Origin of the sequence: Salinarimonas chemoclinalis (genome assembly GCF_041514305.1) — a bacterium.
Taxonomy (GTDB): domain Bacteria; phylum Pseudomonadota; class Alphaproteobacteria; order Rhizobiales; family Beijerinckiaceae; genus Salinarimonas; species Salinarimonas chemoclinalis.
Map to the genome: position 1 here is coordinate 235,120 of NZ_JBGMWH010000002.1, position 13,568 is coordinate 248,687.

Annotated in this window: 13 protein-coding genes; 6 read left to right on the plus strand and 7 right to left on the minus strand. The window is 71.8% G+C overall.

The features are described from left to right. Nucleotides 1-10 precede the first annotated feature (10 nt). Nucleotides 11-277 carry a hypothetical protein gene (locus AB9M23_RS04920; RefSeq protein WP_372422993.1) on the plus strand — a complete coding sequence of 89 codons (267 nt, stop codon included), beginning with the start codon at nt 11-13 and terminating at the stop codon, nt 275-277. Nucleotides 278-279: 2 nt separating this feature from the next. Further along, nucleotides 280-669, plus strand: a complete 390-nt coding sequence (locus tag AB9M23_RS04925; protein WP_372422994.1) for a YraN family protein — start codon at nt 280-282, stop codon at nt 667-669. 33 nt (nt 670-702) lie between these two features. Here the strand turns inward: AB9M23_RS04925 and AB9M23_RS04930 are convergent, their stop codons facing one another. Continuing rightward, nucleotides 703-1,407: an SDR family NAD(P)-dependent oxidoreductase gene (locus AB9M23_RS04930; RefSeq protein ID WP_372422995.1), complete on the minus strand. Its 705-nt coding sequence runs from the start codon at nt 1,405-1,407 to the stop codon at nt 703-705. 273 nt (nt 1,408-1,680) lie between these two features. On the opposite strand from AB9M23_RS04930, the gene AB9M23_RS04935 reads away from it, so the two are divergent. Further along, entirely contained in the window at nt 1,681-2,085 is a 405-nt protein-coding gene (locus AB9M23_RS04935; RefSeq protein WP_372422996.1) for a hypothetical protein, read from the plus strand. 49 nt (nt 2,086-2,134) lie between these two features. Here AB9M23_RS04935 and ettA read toward each other — a convergent pair whose 3' ends face one another. Both ettA and AB9M23_RS04945 read right to left on the minus strand, forming a co-directional pair. Next, a complete protein-coding gene (ettA, locus tag AB9M23_RS04940) occupies nt 2,135-3,787 on the minus strand; it encodes an energy-dependent translational throttle protein EttA (RefSeq protein ID WP_372422997.1) in 1,653 nt (550 codons plus the stop codon). A gap of 130 nt (nt 3,788-3,917) precedes the next feature. Further along, complete coding sequence (locus AB9M23_RS04945) at nt 3,918-5,939, minus strand: PhoX family protein (protein ID WP_372422998.1); 2,022 nt, start codon at nt 5,937-5,939, stop codon at nt 3,918-3,920. 312 nt (nt 5,940-6,251) lie between these two features. On the opposite strand from AB9M23_RS04945, the gene AB9M23_RS04950 reads away from it, so the two are divergent. The 3 genes from AB9M23_RS04950 (at nt 6,252) to cysQ (ending at nt 8,807) form a co-directional block, all read left to right on the plus strand. Then, nucleotides 6,252-7,556, plus strand: coding sequence for a UDP-glucose dehydrogenase family protein (locus AB9M23_RS04950; protein WP_372422999.1), 1,305 nt, complete (start codon nt 6,252-6,254; stop codon nt 7,554-7,556). A gap of 77 nt (nt 7,557-7,633) precedes the next feature. Continuing rightward, nucleotides 7,634-7,927 carry a hypothetical protein gene (locus AB9M23_RS04955; RefSeq protein ID WP_372423000.1) on the plus strand — a complete coding sequence of 98 codons (294 nt, stop codon included), beginning with the start codon at nt 7,634-7,636 and terminating at the stop codon, nt 7,925-7,927. Between the two features lie 91 nt (nt 7,928-8,018). Next, nucleotides 8,019-8,807 carry a 3'(2'),5'-bisphosphate nucleotidase CysQ gene (gene cysQ / locus AB9M23_RS04960; RefSeq protein WP_372423764.1) on the plus strand — a complete coding sequence of 263 codons (789 nt, stop codon included), beginning with the start codon at nt 8,019-8,021 and terminating at the stop codon, nt 8,805-8,807. Here the strand turns inward: cysQ and AB9M23_RS04965 are convergent. Genes AB9M23_RS04965 through AB9M23_RS04980 form a run of 4 tightly spaced genes read right to left on the minus strand, consistent with a single transcriptional unit; the run spans nt 8,793 to nt 13,510 of the window. Next, on the minus strand, nt 8,793-9,620 hold the full coding sequence (locus tag AB9M23_RS04965) for a FadR/GntR family transcriptional regulator (RefSeq protein WP_372423001.1): 828 nt from the start codon (nt 9,618-9,620) through the stop codon (nt 8,793-8,795). The two genes, cysQ and AB9M23_RS04965, sit on opposite strands and share 15 nt — an antisense overlap. Beyond that, complete coding sequence (locus AB9M23_RS04970) at nt 9,607-10,614, minus strand: ABC transporter ATP-binding protein (protein ID WP_372423002.1); 1,008 nt, start codon at nt 10,612-10,614, stop codon at nt 9,607-9,609. The genes AB9M23_RS04965 and AB9M23_RS04970 overlap by 14 nt, the downstream gene beginning before the upstream one ends. Then, entirely contained in the window at nt 10,611-12,566 is a 1,956-nt protein-coding gene (locus tag AB9M23_RS04975) for a dipeptide/oligopeptide/nickel ABC transporter permease/ATP-binding protein (protein ID WP_372423003.1), read from the minus strand. Before AB9M23_RS04975 ends, AB9M23_RS04970 begins: the two co-directional genes overlap by 4 nt. Further along, entirely contained in the window at nt 12,563-13,510 is a 948-nt protein-coding gene (locus tag AB9M23_RS04980; RefSeq protein WP_372423004.1) for an ABC transporter permease, read from the minus strand. The genes AB9M23_RS04975 and AB9M23_RS04980 overlap by 4 nt, the downstream gene beginning before the upstream one ends. Between the last annotated feature and the right edge of the window lie 58 nt (nt 13,511-13,568).

Consider the following 13,568-nt stretch of genomic DNA (forward strand, 5'->3'; position numbering starts at 1 on the left):
GGCTTCGAGCATGCCGCTCTCCGTCGTCACCATGGTTGCCGACCCGCGGCCCGTCCAGGCCGGCGTGAAGACCGATGCGCTCGCCTTCGAGTCGATGCTGGAGACGGCAACGCTCGCCCGGATCGAGGAGATGATGGGCGTCTCCTTCGCGCTGATCGCCATGGCGTCGGGTACCGAGATCGCCGTCGAGCCGGCCGCAGACCGGGTCAAGATATCCGTCGAGCCGGGCACCGCACCGCCGCATGCGGGCGCGCATCGCCCCCGCTGGCGCGATTGACCATGCGCTCCGCCCCGGGAGAGGCGTCGGGTGCCGCCCGCCGCCGCCGCGCCCTCGCCCACGGCGCCTTCGCCGAATGGCGGGCGCTCGCGGCGCTGATGCTCAAGGGCTGGCGGCCCATCGCCCGCCGCTGGCGCGTACCCGGCGGCGAGATCGACCTCGTGATGCGCCGTGGACGCATCGTGCTGTTCGTCGAGGTGAAGGCCCGCGCCGCCCTCGACGACGCCCGCGTCGCCGTCACCCCGCAGAAGCGCCGCCGCCTCGCCCGCGCCATCCGCGCCTGGCGCAGCCGCAACCGCTGGGCGGACACGGGCTGGTCGTTCCGGGTGGATGCGGTGTTCCTCGGGCGGGGGAGGTGGCCGGAGCACGTGGAGGGGGTGATGGAGATCTAACGCGTCCGAGACTGATCGGCGCCGGAGCCTCGCTCAGAACGCCATCCGCTGCCCGTCCCAGTTCCAGAACCCGCCGGCCGCTGCGGCGTCGAGCCCGTCCACGAGCCGCATCAGCCCCGCGACGCTCTCCTCCACCCCGATGTCCGCACCCGGGCCGCCCATCTCCGTGCGCACCCAGCCGGGGTGGCAGGCGGCGAGGTGGATGCGCTCGGGGGCGAGGTCGGTCGCGAGACCGCGGGCGACGGCGTTGGCGGCGGCCTTCGAGACGCGGTAGGGCATGGCGTTCGATTTCGGGTTCGTGCCCTGGCCCATCTGGCTCGAGATCACGAGCACCTTGGCCTCGCCGCGCACCTGCGCGGCGCGGGCGAGCGCCGGGCGGAAGGCCTGGACCGTGCGCAGCACGCCGAGCACGTTGACGTCGAATACCTCGGCATAGGCGCCCGGATCCGAGCCGATCGTGTCCGCCGTGCGAGCCCCCATGATGCCGGCGCAGGCGATCAGAACGTCGACGGGCTCGGCGCGCAGAGCCGCTGCGGCCGACGCGAGGCTTTCGGCGTCGCGCACGTCCGCCTCGAGCAGCACCAGACGGCCGGAGCCGAGCGCGTCGGCGAAGGTGGCGGGCGCGCGGGTCGCGTCGCGCATCGTTCCGACGACCTTCGCGCCGGCGCGCAGGTACGCCTCCGTCAGCCCGCGGCCGATGCCGCGTCCCACGCCGGTGATGAGGATCGTCCGGTCCATCCTGTGCCCCCCGAGTCGCTCGGTGCGGAGCATAGCGTCTCTCGCGCGCCGGTCACGCGGATTCCCCGATGGTGGTGCTCTCCAGATTTGCTATCAGCAGTTAAGCGTGGTAATTTACCTCACGTTGCGGCATCTTCCATCCGTCGCGTGCGTCGGGATGACGCCGCCCCCGGGGAGGCGCGGCATGCGAGCCGCCTCGATCGACTTCGGAAGTGGCGACGCGCCGTTCTGGATAGCGGGATCGAGCCGGGCAGGGCTCCTGGGGAGGATGTCATGAGCTGCAACGACCTGAAGTGGAGCTATTCGGATGCTCAGCAGAAATTCACGACCCGCTCGAACGAGCTCGCGCAGGTCGAGGCACGCCAGAGCGAGTTGACCTGGCGCCACAGCGCGCTCACGAGCGATCTGCAGGAGAAGGAGGCACGGGTCGATCGCATCGAGACACAGTTGTGGAACGCCGATGGACCGGCACGCGCCACGCTGCTGATGGAGTTGGGAGTGGCGAAGGCGGATCGCGACCGGGTTCTGACGGAGAGGGCGGGCATCGACGGCTCGCTGCGCGCCGTGAGAAGCGAGATCTCGCGCCTGCAGCAAGGCATCGCGAGTGCCCAGCAGGCCAAGGCGAGGCTGCAGTCCGAGTGGCAGAGCGCGGGCTGCGAGGGGCGCATCGACTGGTGACGCGTCACCGCGGCCACGCCCCGCACCCCGCACCCCACGCCCGCCGCCCTCAGCGGGAGAACTTCTTGTACTTGATCCGGTGCGGGATCGTGCTGTCGATCCCCAGCCGGCGCTTCTTGTCTTCCTCGTAGTCCTGGAAGTTGCCCTCGAACCACTCCACGTGGCTCTCGCCCTCGAACGAGAGGATGTGGGTGGCGATGCGGTCCAGGAACCAGCGATCGTGGCTGATGATCACGGCGCAGCCGGCATAGTCCTCGAGCGCGTCTTCCAGCGCGCGCAGGGTGTCCACGTCGAGGTCGTTGGTCGGCTCGTCGAGGAGGAGGACGTTGGCACCGGACTTCAGGATCTTGGCGAGGTGCACGCGGTTGCGCTCGCCGCCGGAGAGCACGCCGACCTTCTTCTGCTGGTCGCCGCCCTTGAAGTTGAAGGCGGCGCAGTAGGCGCGGGAGTTCATCTCGCGCTTGCCGAGGTAGATCACCTCGTTGCCGCCGGAGATCTCCTCCCAGACGGTCTTGTTGGCGTCGAGCGCGTCGCGGGACTGGTCGACGTAGCCGAGCTTCACCGTCTCGCCGACGGCGATCGTGCCGGCATCCGGCGTCTCCTGGCCTGTGATCATGCGAAACAGCGTGGTCTTGCCCGCGCCGTTGGGGCCGATCACGCCGACGATGCCGCCGGGCGGCAGCTTGAACGAGAGGCCCTCGATCAGCAGCCGGTCGCCGTAGCCCTTCGTGAGGCCCTCGGCGTCGATGACGTTCTGGCCCAGCCGCTCCGCGATCGGGATGATGATCTGCGCGGTCGTCGGCCCCTTGTCCTGGGACTTGGCGACGAGCTCCTCGTAGCGCGCGATACGCGCCTTCGACTTGGTCTGGCGCGCCTTCTGCGAGGCGGAGACCCACTCGCGCTCGCGCTCGATGGTGCGCTGGCGCGCCTCGTCCTCGCGGCTCTCCTGGAGGAGGCGCTTCTGCTTCTGCTCCAGCCAGGAAGTGTAGTTGCCCTCGTAGGGGATGCCGCGGCCGCGGTCGAGCTCGAGGATCCAGCCGGTCACGTTGTCGAGGAAGTAGCGATCGTGGGTGACGATCAGGATCGCGCCCGGGTAGCTGCGCAGGTGCCCCTCGAGCCAAGCGACGGTCTCGGCGTCGAGATGGTTCGTCGGCTCGTCGAGCAGCAGCAGGTCGGGCTGGTCGAGCAGGAGCTTGCACAGGGCCACGCGGCGGCGCTCGCCGCCCGAGAGCGCGCCGACGTCCGCGTCGTCGGGCGGGCAGCGCAGGGCGTCCATCGCCTGGTCGACCTTCGAGTCGAGATCCCACAGCCCCTTCGCCTCGATCTCGTCCTGGAGGGCCGTCATCTCGTCGGCGGTCTCCTCCGAGTAGTTCATCGCGAGGTCGTTGTAGCGCTCGAGGATGGCCTTCTGCGCGGCGACGCCTTCCTCGACGTTCTGGCGCACTGTCTTCGAGGCGTCGAGCTGCGGCTCCTGGGGCAGGTAGCCGACCTTGGCGCCGTCCGCGACCCAGGCCTCGCCGTTCCACTCCTTGTCGAAGCCGGCCATGATCTTGAGCAGCGTCGACTTGCCGGAGCCGTTGGGGCCGAGCACGCCGATCTTCGCGTCCGGGTAGAAGGACAGATGGACGTTCTCCAGGACCTTCTTGCCGCCGGAATAGGTCTTCGAGAGACCCCGCATGTGATAGATGAATTGACGAGCCACGGCCGGGAAATCCTGTCGCGAAGGGTTCGGGGAGCGTGCGCGCAGGCTTATCAGGGCAGGGTGGCGGCGGCAAGGCGTGCCGTGGGGGCGGGGCCGGGGGCGTGCGCCGCCCCCGGCCCCGCGTGACGCGTCACGCGCCGATCACGCCGCCGTCCTCGCGGGTGATCACGAGCGTGGCCGAGCGCGGGACCGCCGCGCCGCCGTCCGGCCAACGGCTGACGAGCGTTCCGGCGGCGAAGTCCTCCTCCGTGGTCGTCGCGCCCGGATGCTGCACGTTGACGAACATCGTGCGGCCGTCCGGCGTGGTGACGACGCCGGTGATCTCCTGGCCGATCGGCCCGGCGAGGAAGCGGCGGATCTCGCCCGTCGACGGATCGGCGCAGAGCATCTGGTTGTTGCCGAACTGGGCGAAGTCGCCCTTGTTCTGCGCGCTCTCGCCGATGTCGGTCTGGATCCAGAGCCGGCCGGCATCGTCGAACCACAGCCCGTCCGGGCAGGCGAAGGTCGCGAACTCGCCGAGCGCGCCGCCGGTCGGCGCGACGCTGGTACGCGCGTCGCCGGCGATGACGAACAGGTCCCAGGAGAAGGTGGTCGCGGCGTGGTCGTCGCCGTCCTCGCGCCAGCGCACGATGTGGCCGAACTGGTTGTCGGCGCGCGGGTTCACGGCATCCACCTGCGCCTGGATGCGCCGGCTGTTGTTGGTCAGCGTGAAGTAGACCTCGCCCGAGTTCGGGTCGACGGCGCCCCACTCGGGACGGTCCATCTTGGTCGCGCCGAGGAGGTCGGCCGCCAGGCGGGTGTTGACGAGCACGTCGGCCTGGTCGGAAAAGCCGTTCTCGGTGGTCAGCGGCCCTTCGCCGTGCACGAGCGGCAGCCAGGTCCCGGTGCCGTCGTCCGAGAAGCGCGCCACGTAGAGCGTGCCTTCGTCGAGCAGCGCGCCGGACGCGCCGGCGGCCTCGTACGGCTGGGCGGAAACGAACTTGTAGATGTACTCGAAACGCGCGTCGTCGCCCGAGTAGCACACGACCGGACGACCCTCGACCGCCGGGGCGAACACCACGCCCTCGTGGGCGAAGCGGCCGAGCGCGGTGCGCTTCACCGGGCGGGCCTCGGGATCGAACGGGTCGATCTCGACCATCCAGCCGAAACCGTTGGGCTCGTTGCGGTAGTCCTCGGCGGGGGACGCGCCGCGGGTGGAGGCGTCGAAGCGGACGAATTCGTCCGAGCCGGAGGCGGCGAGCTCCCAGGCATAGCGCGACGTGCCGGCCGGCACGCCGTAGCGGGCGTGCTCGCGCGGCAGATTCGGCTTCTGGTCCTCGGTGTCGCCGTTGCGGAAGTAGCCCGCCCAATTCTCCTCGGCGGCCATGTACGTGTTCCACGGCGTCACGCCGTGGGCGCAGTTGTTGATGGTGCCGCGCACCATCGTCCCGTCCGGGCTGTAGAGCGTGCGCACGTGGTCGGAGCCACGCACCGGCCCGGAGATCTCGATTGCGGTCGCGGCCGTGACGCGCCGGTTGCGCGGGTCGGAAACGATGCTCCAGGTGCCGTCCGCGCCGCGGGAGACGCGCACCACGGAGACGCCGTGGGCGTTGATCTCCTTGAGGACCTCGTCGTCGACGCGCTGGCCGTTCTCCACGACCACGGCGCCGGAATCGAGCGCGATGCCGTCGTAGGCGGCGTGCAGGAACCGCGGCTCGACGTACTCGTGGTTCATCACCAGGAGACCGTCCGTCGACGAGCCGTCGATCGGGAAGAAGTGCATGCCGTCGTGGTGCATGCCGATCTGCACGGCCTGGTCCGCGCCGCTGGCGTCGCGGCCGTGGGCCGGTCCGGCCGGATCGATCGGCTCGCCCCAGGGAGCGAGGACCTGGACCCGGTAGCCCGGCGGCACGACGACGGTGTCGGCCTCGGAGGTGGCGATCGGCTCGAACCCGAGCAGGGCCGTGCCGGCCTGCGCCCGCGCGGCCGTCGCACCGGCGAAGCTCGCGCCGAACACGCCCGTGACGGCGGCGGCGAGGCCGCCCATGAGCACGCCGCGGCGGGTCGTGCGGGCGTCCACCACATCGTAGAAGGTGGCGTTGGCGGACGTGTTGCAGGGCGGCTCGTCGCCGTGCTCCCAGCCGGGGGCGTTCTGGTAGGACGTGTCATCCATCGCGGTCGTCTCCCATGTCGGCCCGGCGCGCCCTCGCGGCCGGCCGGACGGACCATGCGTCGCCGGTCTTGACGCGCGCATGACATTCGAAGATTTCCAGGATGGACGATACGACACGGTCCGCGTGCGGGCGCCGCCGGACCCGAGCGGTGTCGTCGACGCGTCATCGCGGCGTCGCGCGCGCGAAGTAACGTGACGCGTCCGGGAACCAGCGGACCGACGCGCGCTTGCCTGGAACGGCCGTCGCTCCTATGACCCGCCCGGCGGACCGTCGCGGCCCCGCGCCCGCCCTACCGAGAGGATGCACCCGCCATGCGCGTCGCGATGATCGGCTCCGGCTACGTCGGCCTCGTCTCCGGGGCCTGCTTCGCCGACTTCGGCCACGAGGTCGCCTGCATCGACAAGGATCCGGCGAAGATCGCAGCGCTCGAGGCGGGGCGAATGCCGATCTACGAGCCCGGGCTCGAGGATCTCGTACGCCGCAACGTCGCCCAGGGCCGGCTCGCCTTCGCCACCGACCTGACCGACGCGGTCGCGGCGGCGGAGGCGGTGTTCATCGCCGTCGGCACGCCCTCGCGCCGCGGCGACGGGCACGCGGACCTCTCCTATGTCGTCGCCGCCGCGCGCGAGATCGCCCACGCCATGCGCGGCTACACGGTGGTAGTGACGAAGTCGACCGTGCCGGTCGGCACGGGCGACGAAGTGGAGCGGATCATCCGCGAGGAGCGGCCCGAGGCGGAATTCGCCGTCGTCTCCAACCCGGAATTCCTGCGGGAGGGCGCGGCGATCTCCGATTTCAAGCGCCCCGATCGGATCGTGGTCGGCGCCGAGGACACGCGCGCCGCCGACGTGATGCGCGAGCTCTACCGGCCGCTCTACCTCAACCAGGCGCCGATCCTCGTCACCTCGCGGCGCACGGCGGAACTGACGAAATACGCCGCCAACGCCTTCCTCGCCACCAAGATCACCTTCATCAACGAGATGGCGGACCTGTGCGAGAAGGTGGGTGCGGACGTGCAGGACGTCGCCCGCGGGATCGGGCTCGACAACCGCATCGGCTCGAAGTTCCTGCATGCCGGCCCGGGCTACGGCGGCTCGTGCTTCCCCAAGGACACGCTCGCCCTGATCAAGACCGCGCAGGACGCCGAGTGCCCCGTGCGAATCGTCGAGACGGTCGCGGCGGTCAACGACCAGCGCAAGCGCGCCATGGGCCGCAAGGTGGTGGCCGCCTGCGGCGGCTCCGTGCGCGGCAAGCGCGTCGCCGTGCTCGGGCTGACCTTCAAGCCCAACACGGACGACATGCGCGACGCGCCCTCGATCACGATCGTCCAGGCGCTCCAGGACGGCGGAGCCTCCGTCGTCGCCTACGACCCCGAAGGCATGGAGCAGGCCCGCACCGTGCTCGACGGCGTCGCCTACGCGGCGGACCCCTACGCCTGCGCCGAGGGCGCGGACGCGCTCGTCCTCGTGACCGAGTGGAACGCGTTCCGCGCGCTCGACCTGAAGCGCCTGCGCCAGATCATGGCCGCGCCGGTGCTCGTCGACCTGCGCAACGTCTACCGCCCCGAAGAGGTGCGCGAGGCGGGCTTCGCCTACGCGAGCGTGGGGCGGCCGTGAGAAGCGGCGGCGCGGCCTGAGCGGCAGCGGCTCCGTTCCTATGCTCGACGAAATTCCTTTTTGTCGAGCACGAGCGCATGAGCCGCGTCCGACGCCATTCGCCGCTCGCCCACGCGGCCTACCGCGACCTCGTCTCCTCCCTGCTCGACGAGGCGGCGGGCGATTTCCGGGGCGACCCCGACACGCTCGAGTCCGACAAGGACGTGCTGCAGGCGCGCTTCGTCATGCAGGCGCTGGCCGAGGATCGGCCGGTCGATCTCGCCGACGCCTACCGCGCCGCCCTGGCGCGTGGACCGTTCTGGCGCGAGCGGCTGGGGCGGACGCTCGAGCGCACGCCGGATCTGCGCGCGCCGCTCGAGGCGCTGCCCTGAACGGGTCGCGGCACGTCTTGCACCGCGTCCGTATCGCTCTAAGGTTGCTGACGGGATCCATGATCGCGAGGAGGGTTCGATGGCTCAGGCGGTGCTCGAGGTGATGATCGCGGCCGCGCTCGCCGGCGGGCGCGCGATCCGCGCGGTCGTCGAGGCCGGTGACACGGCGGTGCGGACGAAAGCCGACGCCTCCCCCGTCACCGCCGCGGACGAGGCGGCGGACGCGGCCATCGCGGCGGTGCTCGCCCGCGACGCGCCCGGCATCCCGATCGTCTCCGAGGAGAGCGCCGGCGAGCGCGCGCCGGCGCAGCGGGGGCGCTTCTTCCTCGTCGACCCGCTCGACGGCACCAAGGAGTTCGTCGCCGGAAGCGGCGAATACACGGTCAACATCGCGCTCGTCGAGGACGGCCGCGCCGTCGCGGGGGTGATCCACACGCCGGCGCTCGGGCTGGTGTGCGTCGGCGCGCGAGGGGAGGGCGCGCGGGAGGCCGACGTCCTCGACGGCGCGCCCGCCGCCTGGCGGCCGATCCGCGCGCGGCCGGTCCCGGCGAGCGACCGTATCGCCGTGGCGAGCCGGCGCCACGCGGGGCCGGAGACGGAGGCCTGCCTCGAGCGGCTCGGCGCGCAGACGCGGATCTCCCGCGGCTCCTCGCTGAAATTCTGCCTGCTGGCCGCGGGCGAGGCCGACGTCTACCCGCGGCTCTCGCCCACCATGGAGTGGGACACCGCCGCCGGCCAGGCGATCCTCGAGGCGGCGGGCGGGCGCGTCGAGCGGCTCGACGGCACACCGCTGAGCTATGGCGGGCCGTGGGGAGAGGGCACCCGGCCATGGGGCAACCCGCATTTCATCGCCTGGGGCGCGCCGTCAGGGGCCGCGTGACGTCCCACCGCTGCCGCCGGTTCCTCTCATGGTGCCTCCTCGCGCGCGCAGGAAGGCGCGGCGCACCACGGCCTCCTCGGCCTCCATCACGCCCTCGGCGAAGCGCATGTGCGCCTCCATGACCGAACGCGCGGTGTCCGGATCGTGGGCGCGCAGCGCGTCGATCAGCGCGAGCTGATAGAGCCGACCGCGCTGGCGCAGCTCCGGGGAGGGGCGCTCGTAGATCGTGCGGCAGACGGCGAGCTCCTTGAGGAGCCGGATGGCGAAGCCGCAGCCGAAGGCGAGCAGCGGGTTCGGCGCCATCGAGACCAGCACGTCGTGGAACTCGAGCTCGGCGATCCATTGCCGGCGCTCCTCCTGCGCCCCGAAGGCCGGTCCCTCGTAGGGCGTCATGGCCGCCAGGAGCCGGCGCACGTCGGCATCTGTCGCGACGGCGGCGACACTCGCGGCGAGGTCCGGCTCGAGGCGCTTGCGGATCGCGTAGATGTCGCGGACGGTCAGGTCCTTGAAGAAGAAGTAGTTGCCGAGCAGCTCCGAGGCGTGCTCGACGGACGGCTCGGCCACCTGCGCGCCGCCGGAGGGGCCGGTGCGGATGCGCACGAGGCCCTGCGCTTCCAGCAGCTTCAGCGCCTCGCGCATGGTGCCGCGGCTGACGCGGAAGAGCGCGATCAACTCGCGCTCCTGCGGCAGCCGATCGCCGGGCACGAGGCCGCGCTCGTGAATCCAGCCCTTGATCGTCTCGGCGACGGCCGCGGTGCGCCCGCGCGGGCGGGACGTCGTCGGCGCGAGGATCGGATCGTCACGCGAGGGCATCGGCGCCGTCCGCGGGCAGGGGGTGGATGCAGGCGGCCGCGCGCGCCGGACCCATCGGGACGAGCGGCGGCGGGCGTGTGCGGCAATCGTCGCGCACGTTCGGGCAACGCCCGGCGAAGGCGCAGCCCGGCGGCGGGCGCGTCGGGTCCGGCAGCTCCGCCTGCGGTGCGTCCGAGGCCTTCGCCCGCGCACCGATGACGGGGGCCGACGACAGGAGGAGGCGCGTATAGGGGTGGCGCGGGGCACGGAAGACCGCCTCCACGGGCCCGGTCTCGACCACGTGCCCGAAATACATCACCGCCACCCGCTCCGCGATCGCCTCGACCACCGCGAGGTCGTGGCTGATGAAGAGGTAGGTGAGGCCGAGCCGCCCGCGCAGGTCCGACAGCAGGTTGAGCACCTGCGCCTGCACCGACACGTCGAGCGCCGAGACAGGCTCGTCGAGCACGAGGATGCGCGGCTCGGCCGCGAGCGCCCGGGCGATGCCGATGCGTTGCGCCTGCCCGCCGGAGAACTCGTGCGGGTAGCGCTCCAGGAATTCCGGCCGGAGCGAGACGAGGTCCATCAGCTCCGCGATGCGCCGCTCGCGGGCCGGGGCGTCCGCCTCGATCAGGTGGATGAGCGGCGCCTCCAGGATCCGGCGGATCGTCTTGCGCGGGTTGAGCGCGCTCGCGGGGTCCTGGAAGACGTACTGGATGGTGCGGCCGAAGGCCCGCGGCCCAGCCTTCGCGGCCTCGGTCAGGGTCTTGCCCTCGAGCGCGATCGTCCCGCTCGTGGGCGGCACGAGGCCGACCAGCATACGCGCGAGGGTGGACTTGCCGCAGCCCGATTCACCCACGACTCCGAGCGTCTCGCCCGGCGCGACGGCGAGCGTGACGTCGCGCACGGCGTGGACGCTCGGCCGGCGTCCGCCGAGCAGCCTGCGCGCGCCGCCGAAGGTCTTGCCGAGGCCGCTCGTCTCCAGGATCGGCGGGGTGCCCGATGCGATCGTCATGCCGCGCTCCCGATGCGTGCCTCGCGCATCACCTCGCCGGCGTAGAGGCAGCGGGCGGCGCGCCCGTCGGCCACCGAGATCGGCGGTATCTCGCCTTGGCGGCATGCGCCGGTCGCGCGGGGGCAGCGCGGGGCGAAGGCGCAGCCGTCGGGCAGCGCGTCGACCGGCGGAGGGAGGCCGGGGATCGCGTCGAGCGTGCGCCTCCCCGAGCCGAGGATCGGCACGCAGGCGATCAGCCGGCGCGTGTAGGGATGGGCGGGCGCGGCGAGGACCTGCGCCGTCGGGCCTTCCTCTACGATGCGCCCCGCGTACATGACCGCCACCCGGTCGCAGAGCTGCGAGACCACGCCGAAATCGTGGGTGATGAACAGGAGCGCGAGCCCCCGCTCGCGCCGCAGCTCGTCGAGGAGCGCCAGGATCTGCGCCTGGACCGTGACGTCGAGGGCCGTCGTCGGCTCGTCGGCGATGATGAGGTCCGGCTCGTCGGCGAGCGCCATGGCGATGGCGACGCGCTGGCGCATGCCGCCCGAGAGCTCGTGCGGCAGCGCCTTCGCCCGGTCCTGTGCGGCGGGAATGCGCACGCGCTCGAGCAGCGCCACCGCCTCCTGCCAGGCCTGCGCGTGCGTGGCCGGGCGGTGCGCGCGGATCGCCTCGACCAGCTGCTCGCCGATTGGGAAGAGCGGGTGCAGCGTGCCGAGCGGGTCCTGGAAGATGTAGGAGATCCGCCCGCCGCGCAGCGCCCTGAGCTTCTCGCGCGAGAGCGACAGAACGTCCTCGCCGGCATGCCAGACGTGGCCGGACCGGATCACGCCGGGCGGGGAGGGGACGAGGCCGAGCAGCGAGAGCGCGGTGACGGACTTGCCGGAGCCCGACTCGCCGACGAGGCCGAGGCATTCGCCCCGGCGGATGGTGAAGGAGACGTCCTCCACGGCGCGCAGGACCCGCGCGCCGACCTCGAAGCGGGTCGAGAGCCCGCGCACGGCGAGCGCGTGGTCACCCGAGGGCGCCGCCGCCGCGGCCGCGCCCTCTCCCTTCGGGCGGGCGATCCGCGTCACCGCCGACGGGCGGGCGAGCGCGCCCGACGACAGCCGCGGGTCGAGCGCGTCGCGCACCCCGTCGCCGACGAGGTTGATGCTCATCACGACGAGGAAGATCGTGATGCCCGCGATCGTGGTGACGTGCGGCGCGGTGAGCATCACCTTGCGGCCCTCGCCGAGGATCGAGCCGAGATCCGCCTGCGGCGGTTGCGAGCCGAGCCCCAGGAAGGAGAGGCCGGCGGTCTCAAGGATCATCCAGCCGACGGTCGTCGACATCGTGATCACGATCACCGGCATGACGTTGGGAAGGATCTCGGAGACGAGGATGCGCCCGTGCCCCATGCCCGCGAGCCGCGCCGACTCGACGAAGTCCCGGTGCGCGAGCCCGACCGATACGCCGCGGATGTTGCGCGCGAAGAACGGGATGTTGACGACCGCGACGGCGTAGAGCGCATTGAGCAGCCCCGGCCCGAGCACGGCGACGATGGCGAGCGCGAGCAGGATGTAGGGAAACGCCATCAGCATGTCGATCGAGCGCATCAGCGCGTTGTCGAGCCGCCCGCCCGCGTAGCCGGCGACGAGGCCGATGGTCGAGCCGACGAGGGCCGCGACGAGCGTCGCCGCGACGCCCATCGCGAGCGAGAGCCGCGTGCCCCACACGAGGCGCGAGAGCAGGTCGCGGCCGAGCTCGTCGGTGCCCAGGAGATGGCCGGGCGAGAAGGGCGGCAGCAGTCGGTTCGCGGGTGCCGTCGCGTTGGGGTCCGCGAGCGGCAGGACCGGCGCGAGGATCGCGATCGCGACGATGAGCGTCAGCACCACGAGGCCGAGCCCGGCGAGGCGGTTGCGCAGCAGGAGGCGCAGGAAGGAGCGGCTCCTCGTCCCCTTCGCGGGGGCGGCGGGGGAGGTGGCGCTCATGCCTTCACCCGCGGGTCGACGACACTCTGGAGGACGTCGACGAGGAGGTTGATCAGCACGTAGCTCGCGGCCACCACGAGCACTCCACCCTGCACGAGCAGGATGTCGCGCGTCGAGATCGCCTGGACCAGCATGCGCCCGATGCCCGGCCACTGGAACACGGTCTCGATGTAGACCGCCCCGCCGAGCACGAAGCCCGCCTGGATGCCGACGACGGGGATGATCGAGACGAGCGCCGCCTTGAAGGCGTGGACGTAGATCACGCGGCGCTCGGGCAGGCCCTTGGCGCGCGCGGTGCGGATGAAGTCCTGGCGCAGCACCTCGAGCATCGCCGAGCGGGTGAGGCGGGCGACGACGCCCGTCGCCACCGCGGCGAGGGTGACCGCCGGCAGGACGAGGTGGCGCAGGAGGTCCGGCAGGTCGCCGCCACCGTAGATCGCGTACATGCCCGACGCGGGCAGCCAGCGCAGCTCGACCGCGAAGAACAGGATCAGCAGCAGCCCGAGCCAGAACGACGGCATCGAGATGCCGACGAGCACGAGGAGCGTCACCACCTTGTCCGCGAGCCCGTATTGCCGCACGGCCGAGACGATGCCGGCGAGGAGGCCGAGGATCGTGCACAGGACGAGCGCCGCGCCGGCGAGGATCGCGGTGGCGGAGAAGCGCTCCAGCACCTCGTCGAGCACCGGCCGGTTGAGCGAGTAGGACCGCCCGAGATCGCCCTGCAGGAGGTTCGTCAGCCAGGTGACGTACTGCACGGGCAGCGGCTGGTCGAGGCCGAGCTGGGTGTTCAGCCGCGCCACGTTCTCGGGCGTCGCGTAGGCGCCGAGGATCGCGAGCGCCGGGTCGCCCGGGATCAGCGCCATGATGAAGAAGACGATCAGCGTCAGCCCGAACAGGATCGGCACCAGGGCGGCGAGCCGCTTGGCGATGTAGAGGTGCATCTGCGCGGTCCTCCCGGTTCGCCGCCGGTGTTCCCCTCTCCCTCGTGGAGAGGGGCTA

What these genes read in the sequence shown, in the direction of transcription:
- AB9M23_RS04920 (WP_372422993.1), top strand. Translation starts at nt 11, where the DNA reads ATGCCGCTCTCCGTCGTCACCATGGTTGCCGACCCGCGGCCCGTCCAG.
- AB9M23_RS04925 (WP_372422994.1), top strand. Translation starts at nt 280, where the DNA reads ATGCGCTCCGCCCCGGGAGAGGCGTCGGGTGCCGCCCGCCGCCGCCGC.
- AB9M23_RS04930 (WP_372422995.1), bottom strand. Translation starts at nt 1,407, where the DNA reads ATGGACCGGACGATCCTCATCACCGGCGTGGGACGCGGCATCGGCCGC.
- AB9M23_RS04935 (WP_372422996.1), top strand. Translation starts at nt 1,681, where the DNA reads ATGAGCTGCAACGACCTGAAGTGGAGCTATTCGGATGCTCAGCAGAAA.
- AB9M23_RS04945 (WP_372422998.1), bottom strand. Translation starts at nt 5,939, where the DNA reads ATGGATGACACGTCCTACCAGAACGCCCCCGGCTGGGAGCACGGCGAC.
- AB9M23_RS04950 (WP_372422999.1), top strand. Translation starts at nt 6,252, where the DNA reads ATGCGCGTCGCGATGATCGGCTCCGGCTACGTCGGCCTCGTCTCCGGG.
- AB9M23_RS04955 (WP_372423000.1), top strand. Translation starts at nt 7,634, where the DNA reads ATGAGCCGCGTCCGACGCCATTCGCCGCTCGCCCACGCGGCCTACCGC.
- AB9M23_RS04965 (WP_372423001.1), bottom strand. Translation starts at nt 9,620, where the DNA reads ATGCCCTCGCGTGACGATCCGATCCTCGCGCCGACGACGTCCCGCCCG.
- AB9M23_RS04970 (WP_372423002.1), bottom strand. Translation starts at nt 10,614, where the DNA reads ATGACGATCGCATCGGGCACCCCGCCGATCCTGGAGACGAGCGGCCTC.
- AB9M23_RS04975 (WP_372423003.1), bottom strand. Translation starts at nt 12,566, where the DNA reads ATGAGCGCCACCTCCCCCGCCGCCCCCGCGAAGGGGACGAGGAGCCGC.
- AB9M23_RS04980 (WP_372423004.1), bottom strand. Translation starts at nt 13,510, where the DNA reads ATGCACCTCTACATCGCCAAGCGGCTCGCCGCCCTGGTGCCGATCCTG.